Genomic DNA, 15,536 nt, shown 5'->3' on the forward strand with positions numbered 1-15,536 from the left:
GACCTGCCTCCTGGGTCGGATCCGGTCAGTAAGGTGTTCGCAGTTCCTGGAGGGGAACGCCTGAGCAGGCGGAGGGGCACGGATGGCGACGCTGGGCATGCACCGCGACTTCCTTCTGGAGTTCGCGGCGCTGGAGAAACCCGTCCAGAAACGCGTCTTCGAGGTGTTCGAGAAGTTCGCATCAGCCACACACGCGGGACTGCATCTGGAGAAGCTCACGCACCAGAAGGATCCGCGGCTGCGGACCATCCGCATCACCGACTTCTGGCGGGGCGTGGTTCTGAAGGCGGAGTCGGGCAGCAGTTATCTGCTGCTGAAGGTGCTCCCCCACGACAAGGCCAACGACTGGGCCGCCAAGCACCGCGCGTCGGTGAACGAGGCGACCCAGGGCATCGAGATACGCAACGACGTGGCACTGGAACGGGCCACGGCCGGGCTGCGGGCGCTGGCCGCCGAGGAACCGTCCCGTCTGTTCCCCGCCTCCGAGTACCCGGACAAGGTGCTGCGCAGCCTCGGCGTGGACGAGGAGATCCTGCCGATCATCCGGCTGATTCCAGACGAGGATCACCTGGAGGCTCTGCACAAGGTGCTGCCGGAGCAGCAGTACGACGTGCTGCTTGGGCTCGCGACCGGTATGAAGCCCGAGGCCATCGACCGGGAACTGGTTCAGGCGTACGCCCGGACGGCCGCGCAGGCTCCTTCAGCCGACGACGGTGATGAGCTGGGGACCGCGATGGCCCGTTCACGCGGCCGGGTCACGCTCGTGTCGGGCCCCGTCGAACTGCAGGGAATCCTGGAGCGCCCGTTCGACGCGTGGCGGGTCTTCCTGCACCCGAGCCAGTATCGGGTGGCGTACCACGAGGGCTACGCCGGCCCGGCGCGGGTGACTGGCGGGCCCGGCACCGGGAAGACCGTGGTCGCCCTGCACCGGGCGTACCACCTGGCGCGACGACTGCCCGCGGACGCCCCCGAAGGGTGCGTCCTGCTCACCACGTACACCAAGGATCTCGCCGCCGAGTTGGAGCGCTGTCTCGGGCTGCTGGTCAAGGAGGAGGACGTCCGGGCGAGGATACGGGTGGTCAATGTCGACGCACTGGCCAACGAGATCGTCCGGGCGGAGCGTGGCGGCACACCCCTGAAGCTGGTCTTCGACCAGAAGGAGATCACCGCTCGCTGGGCGCGGATCGCGCGGCGGCTGGGGATCGACTTCGCGGACGTCTTCCTCGACCAGGAATGGCGTCAGATCATCCTGGCGCAGTCCCTGACAGCCCCGGAGGAGTACCTGAAGGCGCCGCGCACCGGTCGCGGCACCGCGCTCCCGCCCCTGAAGCGCCTTCAGGTATGGCGGGCTGTCTCCGCGTTCGAGGAGCAGTTGCGCGAGGCGGGCGAGTGGACGTTCCTGCAGGTGTGCGCGGAGGCTGCACGCATCCTGGACGATCGGGAGGAGCGGCCGTACCGCCATGTCGTGGTCGATGAGGCGCAGGATCTGCACCCCGCGCAGTGGCGGTTCCTGCGTGCCCTGGTACCCCCCGGTCCAGACGATCTGTTCCTCGCCGGGGACACCTACCAGCGGATCTACGGGAACCGGGTGTCGCTGCGCTCGCTCGGCATCCAGGTCGTCGGGCGGTCGCACCGGCTGCGGATCAACTACCGCACGACGCAGGAGATCCTGGCGTGGTCCTCCTCGCTGTTGACCGGCGAGGAGCCCGACGACATGGACGGCGGGGACGAGACGCTGGCCGGGTACCGCTCCGCCATGCACGGGGAGCGGCCCACGACGGCCGGTTACACCACCAAACCCGAGGAGATCGAGGCGCTGGTGGCCCGGGTACGGGACTGGACCGGCTCGGGAGTGGAAGCTGAGGACATCGGGGTGGCGGTGCGCTTCATCCAGCTGGGGCGGGACATCGCACAGGCTCTGGAGCGGGCCGGCATCGCGGCGTGCGTGCTCGGCTCCGGGCGCGGAGGCCCCGGTGTGCGGATCGGGACCATGCACCGGATGAAGGGGCTGGAGTTCCGCTGCGTCGCCGTGGCAGGCGTCAGCGACGGAACCGTGCCGATGAAGTCGGCCGTCACCGCCGTCGAGGTCGACGCCCAGCAGCACCAGGAGGACATGAACAGCGAGCTGAGCCTGCTGTTCGTGGCCTGCACACGGGCGCGCGAGGCGCTCCGCGTATCCTGGCACGGCGCTCCCAGCCCATTCCTGGCGCCGGTAACGAACCCCCACCCCTGACGCCCGCAGCGCCCCCTGGCGCCCGCGGGAAGCGCTGCGTGCAAGGGCGGCGCGACGCGGGTGGGGCCGCGGATTCCGAACGCCCCACCCGCCACCTGGGCACTGCCGAGTATCAGAGGGTGCCGGGATCCTCGTCCGCCATACGGCGGGCCTCGGCGAGGGCCACCGTGTGCGCGAACCACTCCAGCACCGCGCAGATCTCGTCGCTGTGCTCGGCGAAGACCTCCACCGCGAAGGACGGGCGCAGGTCGAGTTTGGCCTCGGCCAGGTCGATGCCCTCGATGTCGTTCAGCCGGGTCATCAGCTCGCGCCGCAGCGGCTCGTCGTCGAACGGGGGACGCCGCTTCAGATACTGGAAGACGACCTCAACCGTGCCGGAGACCGGGTAGATCGCCAGGGGCCATAGCGCGCGAGAACCGGGTTCGCTGCCGAAACGTACCGTGGGGAAGCAACTGGTCTCGCTCGCCCTGCCGTAGGCAAGGTGGCCACCCTGCTGCTCCCAGAAGCGCAGGGCGCCCAGGACGCCGTCGAGGGTCTCCTTGGTCTGGTTCTCGCGCAGTTGCGTCTCGAAGCGGCCGGCCGCCGTCTGCTGCTCGTCGTCGGCCTGCGGTGACGGCTCGGCCTCCTCGGCGATGTCCTTGCCGAGCAGCGCCGCCAGGTCGGCGGTGGTCAGCCGGTGGGAGCGACGGGCCCGGCCCGAGTCGTCGAAGGGGACGCCCTCGGCTTCCAGGCGTGTCCGCGCGTCCCCCGACTCCTGGCCGTCCGGCCACCTGAAGCCCGCCGAGACGCGGCCGTCCGCCGTCAGCACCCGGTAGGCGCCGTGCAGACCCGCCTTGGACGCCAGGTGCTGGCCGACCGGGACGGCATGGGTGCCGATGAGCGCCGCTACATCGCCGTACGTCGTCCATGTTCCGGCAGGCATGGCGAGGAGCGCGGCCCGCAGCTCCTTCCAGCCGGACCACTCGTCGTCCACAGGGGCTGTGCCCGCGACGGGGCCGGGCCACAGCCGCACCGCCCGGTCGGCCAGGTCGGCGGCCCGGTCGAGGATCTCCGCCTTCCCCCACCGCTCCCGCCCGGCGATCTCCTGATTCATCCGCAGAGCGCTGAAGTCCAGGATCTCCTGCTTGCGGCGGAACGGGTGGTTTGACAGCTTCGCGTTGTCCGCCGAGAGGGTCAGGTTGCCCAGTGTGTGGACCAGGAGGGCGTGGAGTTCCTCCGGTCCCTGTCCGTCCTCGGTCTCCTCAGCGAGCAGGTCCAGCCACTGGTGGGCGGGGCTCTGCGGCAGCACGTGCTCGACGGTCAGACGCGCCTTGGCGTAGTCGACCGGTTCGCTGGCTCCGTAGCTCTCCTCCAGCCTGCGCAGCACCTGGAACCGCTGGTTGCTGCGGCCCGCCTTGTAGAAGGGCCGGGTGCGGATGGCCTCGCGGACGGCGTCGTCGTCGGGCCAGACACGGGCGCCCGTCTTGTTCTTCGACAGGAAGGTTCGTACGGCCTCAGCCGGGTCGTCGTCCTTCTCCATCTCCTTGGGCATCTCCATGAACACGCGGTTGCTGCCCGTAGTGGAGTACCCGGTGAAGAGGCGCCGCACCATGTAGCTCTCGGCGTACGCCAGTGCCCGGGCGGCCTGGTGGGGTGTGGCCTGTCCGTCGTCCACGCGATCGAGCAGGTGGAGCGCAAGCGGGTAGTGGGTCTGGCCGCCCCACCGGGACAGCCGCTCCAGCACTTCGCGCAGGTCCGGGTCGGGCTCCCGCTCGGGTTCCAGGATGCGCATCAGGCGTTCCGCCCGCCGTGCGAGGGAGGCGATCTCGGCCTCCAGGGCCGCCTCGTCGGAACTCAGGGGTTCCAGGCGCTTCTTCTGGTCGCGGTAGATCTCGCTCTGCTTGGCCCGGCTGTTGCCGGCCACCACCAGGTCGAGCCAGACGAGGAGTTCGAGGTTGGCGGGGCCCAGCCGTTCCTGCATGGGCAACCAGAGGCTGCGGTAAACCGACTCACCGCGGGTCGGCAGGCACATGAAGAGGTAGTTGCGCAGCAGGTCGCTCTGGCTGAGTCCGACCCCGGTGTTGTTGATCGACTCGAAGATCCGGTAGACGTTGTCGCCCTCCGCCGCGGTGATCTCCACAATCGACAGCAGTCCGCTGAGCACGGTCTCCACCGCGTCCGTCCACGCCTCACCTCCGTTCTCCTCGCCCTCGGCGAGGGCGCCCAGGAAGAACCGGTAGGCGGCCCCCACGTTGCCGGGGCCACCGGCCCTGGGTGAGCTCTCGACGCAGGCGGTGAAGGCATCGCGGTCCGCCTGCGTCGGCAGGAGGCGGTAGTGGTCATCGCCGCTTCGGTACTTGTTGACCAGCACCAGGTCGTGGATGCGCTCGGCCTTCTGCTCCGCGCCGCGTTCCCTGTGGCGGTCACGCAGCGCGGTGAAGGCGAGCATGAGGGTGGTTAGCCGCTGCTGCCCGTCGACGACGAGCCAGCGCTGCATGCCGCCCGCGGTGATCCGGCCCGGCGCCAGTACGACGGAGCCGAGGAAATGTGCTGCGGGAACGCGTCCTTCCAACTGCTCGTCGACCAGTTCCTGCACGTCGTCCCAGAGTTGCTGCAGCTCCTCCCGTTGCCAGCTGTAAGTCCGCTGGTAGAGCGGCACCTGGTACTGCTTCTCGCCCTGGACGAGCTCGTTGAACGTGGTTTCCTGAGCGTGCACGCGCGTCTTTCCCCCAACTGAGTCCCGGACGACCCATATTCCACTATGGGCGCGGGGCTGTCCTCTGCCCTGACTCGATCAGTAGCGGCACAGGTCGATCAGTCATACCGACGATCGACTGCCGCCCGCCTCTGTCTGCTCTTCCGGGTGCCTGTAAGACTTCGGCGGGGCCTTGTGGGAGCCATTGTGTTGGTCTCATCGGGCTGGTCCAGGGCTTCGCGAGGACTTCGGCTGTCATCGATGCGTCCGTAAACTGAGTCAAACTACACATGGCCCTATGCGCTACGTGTCGGTAGCGTAGGCCGGGCCCCACACAGCAGGTCTGTGCCCCTCCCGGAGAGAGTCCGATGCCCGAGTCCGCAGAGTCCGCCACCATCTCCGTGCCCCTCGCCGAGGTCGCGCGGATCGCGGGGGTGGGGCGTGCCGCGGTCAGCAACTGGCGGCGGCGCCACGAGACCTTCCCCGCACCGGTAGGAGGCACGGATGCGAGTCCGCTGTTCTCGCTGGCGGAGGTCGAGGCCTGGCTGCACCGGGAAGGAAAGCTCAAGGCCAGCGTGGGGCCGCTGGAACGTTTGTGGCCGGAGTACGAGGCACTGGGCGACCGAGATGCGATGGGACTCCTCGTCGCGGAGGTGGGTCTGCGGTTGTACGGGGAGCCCTCCGTGCCGAAGGACAGTGGTCAAGCCACCACGTCGGCGCTCGGCGCGGGGCGGTCCGGTCTTGACGGGCGGCAGTCCGCTCTCTTGGAGCGCACCCTGCACCTGGCCGAGGCCAAAGGCGCTACCGAGACCTTCGGTTTCCTTCTGGAGCGGTGGCTGCGTACGCACGTACGGCAGGTCGCCGTCACTCCCCCACCGCTCGCTGACCTCATCGCGAAGATCGCTTCGGCGGTCCATGAGGAAGACGTACGGGTCGTTCTCGATCCTGCGTGCGGCACGGGGTCCCTGCTGCTGGCGGCGGGACGGCGATGGGACGGCTCGGGACTGGCCGAGCTACGGGGACAGGACAGCGACCCGGTGCTCGCCTCCCTGACGCGAGCACGGCTGGCCGCCACTGGATACACAGGGTCGGCCCTGCCGGAGGTCACGGTGACAGCGGCCGACACCCTGCGCGCCGATGCTCAGGCGGACGTACAGGCCGACGTGATCCTCTGCAACCCGCCGTCGAACGAGCGGGACTGGGGACACGCGGAACTCGCGACGGACCCGCGCTGGGTGTACGGCCAGCCGTCGCGCACAGAATCCGAACTGGCGTGGGTCCAGCACATCGCCGCCGCGCTGGCCCCGGAAGGGGTCGGGGTCGTGGTGCTGCCGCCCGCGGTCGCGGCGCGGCGGGCCGGCCGGCGCATCCGGGCCGGCCTGCTGCGCGCCGGGGTGTTGCAGACCGTGATCGCCCTGCCACCCGGCGCCGCACCTCCGTACGGGGTGGGCCTCCATCTGTGGGTGCTCCGCTCAGCGGGTACCGGCGGGGAACCCGGGGCTTCCCCGGGCGAGGTGACCCTGGTGGACACCGTGGCCGGGCAGAGCGGCACCGGGAGCGGGAGCGGTGGAACCGGTGGCAGCAATGTCGACTGGAAGCGGATCACGGAGCAGGTGGTGAAGGCCCTCCGGGGATCGGGCGGGCCGGGAAGCGTGATGGTTCCGGTCATCGATCTGCTGGACGAGGCGGTGGACCTCACACCGGCTCGGCACATTCCACGCAGCCACACCGCCGACCTCGTGGACATGCGACGGTCCTGGACCCTGTTCGACGCCCATGCGAGTGAACTCCATGACGCCGCGGGCGCGCTGTCGGCCCTGGAGCCGGTCGAAGCCGGCGACATCGCGCCGCTGATCACCGTCGCCGAGCTGGAACGGGCCGGAGCCCTGGAGATCCGTGGCGGGCAGACGCTGCCCGAGGCGGAAGTGGAGCGCGGTGTGCCTCCGGCGGACGGGACACGGGTGCTGACCGGTCTTCGTCGACCTGGGGGCCCTGAGCTCTGGCTCCCGGCGGCGGAGGTGGCGCGCGGCGAGAAGAGCGGTGCACTGACCGTCACCGCTTCGCAGGATGTGGTCCTGTCGGTGCTGGCGCGGGACTTCGACGTCCATGTGGACACTGAGGCTCCGTCGGTTCTCGGGCCGCAGCTCTGCGCTCTGCGCGTGGACCCTTCGGTCCTCGATCCCTGGTTCCTGGCGGGCTGCCTACGGGCTCCCGACAATGCCCGCCAGGCGGGCACCCACGCGTCCACCACGTCCCGTGTGGATGTACGGCGGCTGCGGGTGCCCCGGTTCTCCCTGGAGGAGCAACGACGGTACGGAGAGATCTACCGGAGGATCACGACGTTCGAGAGGGAACTCCAGGGGATTCGCCAGGTGGGAGGCGAACTCGTCCGTTCGCTCGGTGATCTGTTGGCCCACGGCCGGTTGCCGCGGACCTGACCGCCGTACCCGGTTCTGCCACCGTCCCCCAGCCGGGCCACCGCACCTGGCACCGCCGCCACTGGTCAGCGGGCCAGCCGCAATTGCCGGAAGCCCCTACAGCTCGGCCAGGCGGCGGACCAGGGAAGAGACCTCGGCTCCGAAGCCGCGCTCGCTCAGTTCGAGTGCGACCTCACGGCACCGTTCGACCAAGTGAGCCGGGGGCGAGGTGAGATTCAGCGTTTCCGAGGCGGTCCGGCGCCACTCCTCAAGCGCGGTCCGCAGGTCCCCCTCGGGGATCTGGCATTCCGCCACGCCCAGCCGCGCCTCCAGCGTCAGTGCACCGTGGCGGGGTTCCTGCCGGTCGCCGAGCGCGACCACCTTCTCGTAGAGCTCCTTGGCGCGGCCGGTGCCGCCGTCGAGGCGCGCGGCATCGCCGCACACCAGGTGGGCTTCCGTAACAGCGGGTTCCTGGAGCCCCCACTCGGACACAGCGCGAGCGAGCACCGAAGCAAGCCGTTCGCATTCGGCACCGTGTCCGGTCGCCGCAAGTTCCGCCCTGGCCAGGGCGATCAGGTCCGCGAATTCCCTGCGTCCCAGCCAGAGGCCGCGTCGCCGCACGGAACGACGGGAGCCCCCGCGGCGGACGCGGTCGGCACGCCCGACAGCGTCCGCCTTCCCCATCGGCCCGGCATGCCCGAAGGCGAGGCCTGCTCCGCCCAGCCGGTACCGGGCCGTGGGGTCCGGGTGCAACTCCGGGTCGGGTCCGGGGTCGCCGGGTACGGGCAGGTATCCGCGCAGTACGGCAAGGGCTTCGCCGATACTTGCCGGACGGTCGGCAGGTGTCTTGCCAAGCAGGTCCCACACGAGATCGTCGAGGTCCTCGGGAATGCCGAGGTTGATGTCCCGGACGCGGGGCGGTAGGTCTTCGAGGTGCTGTGCATCCTTGTTCCGATCCGGCTTGTCCTCGAATGGCTTCTCGCCTGTGAGCAATTCGAACAGCACACAGCCGAACGCGTAGAGGTCCACCGCGGCGGAGACGTCCTGCTGGCCGCGGAGCTGCTCCGGCGCCATGTAACCGGCGCTGCCGGGGGTGGCACCGAGCGCCGTGTAGCGCGTGGCGTCAGGGTCGGTCAGGTGGGCGATGCCGAAGTCGAGCAGCTTCGCCGTTCCGTCCTCGGCGGCGATCACCACGTTGCCGGGCTTGAGGTCCCGGTGCACCACGCCATTGGTGTGGGCGTGGCCGAGGGCCTCGGCGATCTGGGCGGCGACCGCGACGGCCGCACCGAAGGGAAACGGGCGGCGCAGGTCGAGGAGTTCGCGCAGGCTGGGCCCATCGACGTACTCCATGACGAGGTACGGCTCCTCCTGGCGGTAGCCGCGATGCAGCAGACGCGGGATGGCGGGGTGGTCCAGCTCTTCGAGGACCGCTCCCTCGCGCTCGAACCGCTTCAGCAGTTCAACGCGGCGCCGCGTGCGCTCAGCCGGCGTGAACCGGCCCTGCGTGTAAGCGTCGAGGCGCAGCACCTTGACCGCGACGAGCCGCTCCGTGGCGGTCTCCGTCGCCGTCCAGATGCTTCCCATGCCCCCTTGATCGAGCGCTTCTTCTATACGGAAGCGGCCGTCGAGGACTTCGCCGGATTCCACCCGTACCCCCGGTTCACCACGGCACTGTGCCGCACCCACGATAACGGTTCACAAGAGCAGAACAAAAAAGTGCCTTGACTTAGTTCACAGACGTACGCTCTCCTTGGGGTGACCGCCTTTCCCAACTCCGTCGCGAAGGGAACGTCGTGACGCTCCATCCGCTCCCACCCGGCACCGATGGCAACACCGGACTCATCCGCACCTCGCTGCCGCTGCTGCGGGAGGATCCGCAGGACTGCCCACGGGGCAACGCCCTGCGGGCACGGCCGTTCGTCCGGCAGGTGCCGGAACGGCCGCGCCGCAAACCCATCGAGGACTTCGCACTCGGTCCCGTCATGCGCACCCTGGACCTCATCGAGTACGACGGGGTGGATCCGGAGACGGCACTGCGACGGCTCCACGGCAGCACGAAATGGCATACCGCGCATGCCAGTTGGGCCGAAATGGCCGTGCGCAACTACCTGAAGGCACGTAAGCTGTCCGAAACCGGCCGCCGCGCGCTCGGGCGCCCCGCAACGATCGCCGTCCGCGCTCAGTGGACTGCCATCACGCAGAGGGACACACCGGACGACCGCGGAGCAACGCGGTACGAACGCACCGCCTGGGGACGGCGGTACGCTTCCGCCGACGCTTCGGAGCGCGAACTGTGGCTGCTGTCCGTGAACTCCGTCAAGGAAGACCGCCCCGCCGCCGAGATCGCCGAAGCGGCGGCCGTCACCGCCGACGGCGTTCCCTCACGGGCCGCCTTCGGTGACGTCCACCGCCCCGCGGCGGGCATCACAGCCCGTCCACGGCAGGTCCGGGTGATCGGCGTCGGCTGCGGGAACGGTGAGCACAGGGTGCTCGCGGACTGGGACACCGACCGCACGGCACATGAGTTCGCGCGGCATGCCAAACCCGTGCTGGCCCGCGTGGTCGCGGACGACCGGCTCAACCCCGGTTCAGGGTGCGAGCGGTGCGAGGCCCTGTCGGGCTGCTCCCAGCCGCCCCGGGCGGCCGGGCTGCTGGGGGTGGCGGGACCGCGGCGTCCCCGCAAGCGCCGGTCGGTCTCGGCCACCGATCTTCGGGTCCATGCCCGCTGCCCGGCACTGTTCCACCTCACCCGGGTGCTGCACCTGCGGTCCGGCGAACCGGAGAGCGAGCCCGTCCGCAGGGGGCGGGCGGTCGACGACTGGCTCAACGAACGGCACAAGCAGGGCGGCTGCCGCGGAGCCACCCTGCCGGACGCTTTTCCGGGGCTGCCCGAGACCGAACAGCCCACCGCTCTCGCCATGCTCGCCCAGCACTTGCTCGATTGTCCGCTGGACGGCCTGGCACCCGGCGAGACCGTGCGGGTGCAACCGCGTCTGACGGCGTACGACCCCGAGCTGGACGTGGTCCTCATCGCCGACCCCGATCTGCTCTACACCCGTTCCGGCGGCTGGATCTGGCACGAGACGAAGACAGCCGCCCGGCGTCCCTGGGAGGGGCGGGAGCTGATGGAGACGTATCCACAACTCCCCTTCGCGGTTCTGCTGATGGCGGCGAACGTGCCCGGTGGCGATCCACGCCGGTCACTGATCGAACTGGAACTGCTGTACGGGGACGGGTCGGGCTGCGAGGAGATTGACCCCGGCGACCCCGACACCCAGGCCGAGGCACGCCGGATCATCGCCGGGCTGGCGGGTCCCTGGGCCGTAGACGAGACGTACGCGCCGGCGACGGGGGACCACTGCGCGGGCTGCGAGATGCTCCTGCACTGCGCCGCCGGACGCGCCCACTTGAAGGCCGGGTGAGCACCGTGCCCGAGAGCCTGGACGACGCCCTGCCCTACCCCGCCGTCGACTGGTCCGCCCACCATGGCATCCCTCTGATGCGCACATTGGCCTCGGCCCTGACCGCGCTAGACGCCGCGACCGGACTCGAAGCCTTCACCCTGCCGTATGCGCCCGAGGTCCAGCGCGCCCTGGACCGGACCGTGCTCGCCTGTCTGGAGCGGGGCGCTGAGCCTCCGGCGAGCCTCCCCGACCTGCTGTCATGGTGTCGGCAACGTCCCGTGGCCGACTGGCCGGTCGACCTTCCCGCCGACGCCGTGGGCCCCGGGGACCTGCTGCTGGACCCGGACTCCTCACGGCCGACCGAGCTGTGCCACGAATGGGCGGAGCAGACGCAGGACAGCGCCCTCGCCCTGCGCGACCGGGAAATCATCCGGGCCGCACTGCGGCTGTGCCGCGAACACGGCGAGGAGGACGCGTACACCGAGTTCCGGCGGCTGCTGGTCACCCGGCCCGTACTCACCGCGGCCGAGGAGTTCGCGGTCTCGATGGATCACGTCCTCGACCCGGTCAAAGAACTGCTGCGGCGTATCTACCAGCCCGTCCCGGAGAGCTACCTTCGTGGTGACGGCTACGCGGTCTGCGGCCGCTGCCTCACCCTGCTGACCCCGCTGCACGGCGGCGGCTGGTGGTGCGAGCGGGACCGCTGCCGCCGCCTCGGCCCGCCGCCGGTGGGGCGCCGCATCCTCAAGGAGGAGGCCGGCGGGCTGCTCCAGCTCGAACGGCCGCTGCGCCAGTTCGTCACCGGTCCGGGACGGGCCGAAGCGGAGCTGGAGGCGCGGCTGTCGGCGCTCGGGTTGCGGGTGCGGATGTGGCCCGCGTACGACGCGTACGACGTGCACGTCACCTTCCCCGACGGCTGGGTGTGGGCGGTCGACGTGAAGGACTGGGCGCATCCCGCCTTCCTCGGCCGGGCCGCACGTCCCGTTCCGCCCGAGCCCCCGTACGACGAGGCGTTCTGGGTGGTGCCCCAGGCCCGCGTGGACGACCGGGCCAACTACGTCACCTCGTACGAGCGCAACCGCCCCGCGGCGGCCCGGAACCTGCCACTGCTCACCGACACCGAACTGATCGCCCGCGCCCGGACCCGCATGCGGGGAAGCCGGTCTGGCGGACGGCAGGAGGCCCACGATGCGTGACCGCGACAGCTGGCACAAACCGGTCAGCAGGGAGCTCGCCCGACTGTGGGCCGAAGTGCCCCCCGAACTGTCCGGGGTGAAGCCCGCTCTGCTCTGCCAGGTCGAACTGGCGCTCCGGCTGTTGGAGCGCCTCGCGCCGGAAGAACCGGCCCGCGGGGCGTATGTGCTCTTCGGCGGCTATCCCTTCGCACGGGCCCGCGGTATCGCGGTGACCTCCGAGCACGAGGGGATGCTTGCCGCCGGCCGCCATCTGCTGTGGACGTTGCGGCGGCGTCGTACCTGGTGGCAGGCCCTGGAAACGTATGCGGCCCTGCCCGAGCGGCTGCGCGCCTACACCGTCCCCGCGGACGACGCCCCGGCACGACGCTGCGAACCGGCCGCCGCCTCCGACCGAATCGCTGTGTACGACGCTGCGCTCTCCGCACTCCCCCCGATCGCCCGCAAGGAGTTGCCGATCGCGCCCGCCGGGCGGGCCACCTTCATCGACCGGCGGCGCCCCGTCTCGGTCACCCTGCCCGAACGGCTGCGGCCCGAACCGGTACCGGGCCACAACCCCGGGGCCGGGCGTCCGGGGGGCGGCGCCCCGATCACCCTGACCAGGGCGGACCTCCTGGAGACCGCGCGCTGGATGGACCGGGTGGAGCGGGAGGAGGAGGTCGACCACCCGGGACACTGGGAGAGTCGGCTCTCCGAGCTCCACATAGCGCCGAGGGACGCGGACGGGCTCGGCTTCTCCGAGGACGGTGACCTGCGGCTGGACGGGCTACTGCATCTCGCGGGCATGGTCGGCGCGGGCAAGTCGACACTGATGACGCTGATCGCCGTATGGGGTGCGCGGCACGAGCCCGCACTGCGGACGACGCTCGTCGTCGGCGATGTGGCGGAGCAGCTGCGGCTCAGTGCGCTGCTGCGCGACGTCGGGCTCGCCGCGACTCCGGTCCTGGGGCTCACCACGCGTGAGACGCATGTGCAGCGGCTGCACCGCAGGCAGGCCTCCCGTGGCCGGGCCAACCTGCTGGACCACGACGCGCCGGGCTTCGACGACCTAAGCACGGTCTGCGTGGTGGACGCCCTGCGCGGCACCGAGGCGGCCCAGCCGCTGCGGTTCGCGGACGCCCCCTGCACCTCGCTGTACCCCGAGAAGCGCCCAGCGGAGAAGACCGGCAACGAGCCGGCGGGCTCCGTCCCGCTCCCGGACCCCTACCGCCCCGGACAGAGGGATCGGGCCGCGCAGCCGCGCACACCTGATGTCAAGGGCACCCCCCACGGATGCCCCCTCTGGTACGCCTGCCCGCGCCACCGCGCGGCCCGCGAACTCGTCGACGCCAGGATCTGGGTGGCCAACCCGGCGAGCCTGGTGCAGACGGCCGTGCCTCGGCATCTGGGCGACGAACGGCTGCGCCACCTGGAACTGGCCTGCCTGCGCAGTGACATCATCATCGTCGACGAGGCCGACTCGGTGCAGATGAAACTCGACGAGATCTTCGCCCCGTCGGCGACACTGGTCTCGCCCGGCCCCGAGTCCTGGCTTGACCAGGTGCAGACGCACCGTATCGAGGAGTTGTCCCGGCAGGGCCGGCTGCCGCTCACCGACCAGGAGATCGAGCGCTGGTCCGCCTCTCTGACCGTGGTGCACGCCGCAACGGACCGGCTGTACAAGCTGCTGATCTCCGACGGGGAACTGCGCGAGTGGGCCGACATCGAGTACTTCAGCCCCTGGACGCTCCAGGAGAAGCTGCTGGGCGACTGGTTCAGGCCGGAGCGCACACCGGGCGCCCCCGACGGTGTGGCCGATGAGGCGGAGTTGTTCGAGGCGTACGAGGACGACGTTCCGCAACCCGATCCGTCGGGGCCCGATTCCGACGCCCGCCGTCGGGAACTGACCGGCCACTTCGACGCGTTCCGTGACGACCCGCTGGGCGGCCTGGGGCCCTACGGGAACACCACGGACGATCTGGTGCGGCTGGCCCAGGATCTGCTGGCCACGCTGTCCTCGTCGGACACCCGCGCCCGTGTCCTGACCGTACTGCGTCCCCTGCTCGCCGACAGCCCCGCCGCCGCGAGGGCGGAGGACGAATCCTGGCTCGATCTCACTGCCCGGCGTCTGGAGTTCATGCTCCTGCTGAGTGCCCTGAACCACCGTCTTGACCGATTGGTCTTCCTGTGGCCGCAGGTGGAGGCCGCCCTGCACCTGGATTCGACGGGCAACGAGCTCTCCCGTCGTCCTCCCCTCGACTACGCCCCGCTGGTCCCGGAGGCGCCCATGGGTAACGTCCTGGGCTTCCAGTACTTGCCCGACGACCGGGAACGCGATACAGACGGACGGCACAGCGGCACCCTGCGCTTCTTCCGCTGTGCCGGCGTCGGCCGCGAACTGCTGCTCTCACTGCACGAGGTAGGAGCCGACCCGGGCATCGGGCGCCGGGGACCGCACGTGGTGTTGATGTCCGGCACGAGCTGGGCCGGGACCTCCACCCGCGCCCATGTGCCGGCGCCGGTAGACGCCGTGCTCAAGCCGTCGCCGCGCTCGCTGGAAGCCGTGAGCCAGTCGGTCTTCACCACCCACTTCCTGTACGACGACGAGGGCCGCCCGATGAGCCTGTCGGGCACCGAGCCCAAGGCCAGGCCCGCGGCAGCGCGGGCAATGGCGAGCAGGCTCGGCTCCCCGGGCCGCGGCGGTGCCCCGAGCCCCCTGGAACAGGAACTGGCGAAGATCGCCGACGACCGACGAAGGCGGGCGATCCTGCTGGTCGGCAGCTACAAGGAGGCCAACACCGTCGCGGACGTCCTGCACGACATGGATCGGTGGCACGGCCGCGTCCGCGTCCTGGCCTCCGACGACGCCGACCTGGATCAGGCGGTACGCGGGACGGGTCCGGTGCCCGCGGGCACCGAGCGCGCCACCGCGCTGCGTCGCGGCGACCTGGCCGCCTTCGCCGAGGACCGCGGCGCGGAACTCCTCGTGGCCCCGCTCATGGCGGTCGAGCGCGGCCACAACATCCTCAACGCCCAGCGCAACGCCGCCTTCGGCACGGCCCTCTTCCTGGCACGTCCGCATCCGCGCCCGGACGACCTGGCACTAGCCGTGTTCGCGATCAACGACTGGGCCGCCCGCTTCGCCCGCGACGAACCCGGACTGGCCCAGGGCACGTTCGGCAAGCTGGCGGTCGCCGCCGCGCACCTCGACGAGGCGGGGCTCGCGTTCCGGCACGTGGCACGCGCCGAGTGGCGCAGGCTGCTGTCCCGCCGATACATCTACTCCCGGCTGTCCGACCACGAGAAGCGGTCGTTCACCTGGGACCAGCTGGTGACGATCTGGCAGGTCATCGGCCGACTGGTGCGCGGTGGTGTGCCGGCCCGTGTGGTCTTCGTCGACGCCCGCTTCGCCCCGCACACCGCCGAACTGCTCTCGCCCGGTGCCGTTTCCTCCCCGCTGCCGCAGGAGGACGGGCTCCTGACCGGGTTGCGGGACGTCCTCGCCCCGTACTTCGGCGAAGGCACCCTCCCGCCCGACTGCCCCGATCCGAGTGATCCCGCGGTTGCCCGCCTGCTGTACGCGCCGCTCTACACGGCGCTGCGGGACATCACCCACCACACCTCCTGAACGAAACG

Annotated in this window: 7 protein-coding genes; 5 read left to right on the plus strand and 2 right to left on the minus strand. The window is 70.6% G+C overall.

Annotated features, from left to right (window positions below; genetic code table 11):
* Nucleotides 1-82: 82 nt before the first annotated feature.
* Nucleotides 83-2,233 (plus strand): UvrD-helicase domain-containing protein, encoded by a 2,151-nt coding sequence (locus ACZ63F_RS17995; RefSeq protein ID WP_469712104.1) that lies wholly within the window; start codon nt 83-85, stop codon nt 2,231-2,233.
* A 112-nt stretch (nt 2,234-2,345) separates the two neighbouring features.
* Here the strand turns inward: ACZ63F_RS17995 and ACZ63F_RS18000 are convergent, their stop codons facing one another.
* Nucleotides 2,346-4,928, minus strand: coding sequence for a GmrSD restriction endonuclease domain-containing protein (locus ACZ63F_RS18000; RefSeq protein WP_469712106.1), 2,583 nt, complete (start codon nt 4,926-4,928; stop codon nt 2,346-2,348).
* A 347-nt stretch (nt 4,929-5,275) separates the two neighbouring features.
* Between ACZ63F_RS18000 and ACZ63F_RS18005 the strand changes: the two genes are divergently transcribed.
* Nucleotides 5,276-7,345 (plus strand): N-6 DNA methylase, encoded by a 2,070-nt coding sequence (locus ACZ63F_RS18005; RefSeq protein ID WP_469712108.1) that lies wholly within the window; start codon nt 5,276-5,278, stop codon nt 7,343-7,345.
* A gap of 96 nt (nt 7,346-7,441) precedes the next feature.
* Here ACZ63F_RS18005 and ACZ63F_RS18010 read toward each other — a convergent pair whose 3' ends face one another.
* The gene (locus tag ACZ63F_RS18010) at nt 7,442-8,971 is read right to left on the minus strand and encodes a serine/threonine-protein kinase (RefSeq protein ID WP_469712109.1); all 1,530 of its coding nucleotides are present in this window, start codon (nt 8,969-8,971) and stop codon (nt 7,442-7,444) included.
* 146 nt (nt 8,972-9,117) lie between these two features.
* Here ACZ63F_RS18010 and ACZ63F_RS18015 point away from each other — a divergent pair, with 146 nt between their 5' ends.
* From ACZ63F_RS18015 to ACZ63F_RS18025, 3 genes are read left to right on the plus strand one after another with little or no spacing between them, the layout of a single operon-like run.
* Nucleotides 9,118-10,746 (plus strand): PD-(D/E)XK nuclease family protein, encoded by a 1,629-nt coding sequence (locus ACZ63F_RS18015; protein WP_469712110.1) that lies wholly within the window; start codon nt 9,118-9,120, stop codon nt 10,744-10,746.
* Entirely contained in the window at nt 10,743-11,924 is a 1,182-nt protein-coding gene (locus ACZ63F_RS18020) for a pPIWI_RE_Y domain-containing protein (protein WP_469712112.1), read from the plus strand. The genes ACZ63F_RS18015 and ACZ63F_RS18020 overlap by 4 nt, the downstream gene beginning before the upstream one ends.
* The gene (locus tag ACZ63F_RS18025; protein ID WP_469712113.1) at nt 11,917-15,528 is read left to right on the plus strand and encodes a pPIWI_RE_Z domain-containing protein; all 3,612 of its coding nucleotides are present in this window, start codon (nt 11,917-11,919) and stop codon (nt 15,526-15,528) included. The genes ACZ63F_RS18020 and ACZ63F_RS18025 overlap by 8 nt, the downstream gene beginning before the upstream one ends.
* Nucleotides 15,529-15,536 lie beyond the last annotated feature (8 nt).

It is taken from the genome of Streptomyces sp. NPDC104761, from assembly GCF_055583445.1.

What these genes read in the sequence shown, in the direction of transcription:
- ACZ63F_RS18005 (WP_469712108.1), top strand. Translation starts at nt 5,276, where the DNA reads ATGCCCGAGTCCGCAGAGTCCGCCACCATCTCCGTGCCCCTCGCCGAG.
- ACZ63F_RS18025 (WP_469712113.1), top strand. Translation starts at nt 11,917, where the DNA reads ATGCGTGACCGCGACAGCTGGCACAAACCGGTCAGCAGGGAGCTCGCC.
- ACZ63F_RS17995 (WP_469712104.1), top strand. Translation starts at nt 83, where the DNA reads ATGGCGACGCTGGGCATGCACCGCGACTTCCTTCTGGAGTTCGCGGCG.